This is a genomic window from Salinimicrobium oceani (assembly GCF_012037645.1).
Genome location: NZ_JAAVJR010001597.1, coordinates 1 through 288, shown reverse-complemented (window position 1 = coordinate 288; position 288 = coordinate 1). Strand labels below are relative to the sequence as shown.

At 32.6% G+C, this 288-nt stretch carries 1 protein-coding gene; it reads left to right on the top strand.

The genetic code is table 11. From position 1 onward, the window contains the following. A partial coding sequence (locus HC175_RS23230; RefSeq protein WP_168140105.1) for a hypothetical protein occupies window positions 1-288 on the top strand: 288 nt, incomplete at both ends.

Below are 288 nucleotides of genomic sequence, written 5' to 3'. Positions count from 1 at the left end.
AAAGGCAGTAGATTCCCAAGAAATATTAAAAATTGGGAATGGTTTCTCTTTAAAAGGAAACTGGATTAAACCAAAAGGAATAAATGGATTTGTTTTTAGTTCCGACTTGACGGACAAAAAAGCTGAAATTGGGAAAAACCAATTCGGACATAATTTTATTAATGTCCTTGGGAGCTTGATAGAAAAGAAAGAAGAAGAAAAGATGGTTAAAACAGACCAAGGGGAATTTCCGAAGCATTTTGAATACAAATTTTATGAAAATGGGATTTATACCTATACTTCCTGGGA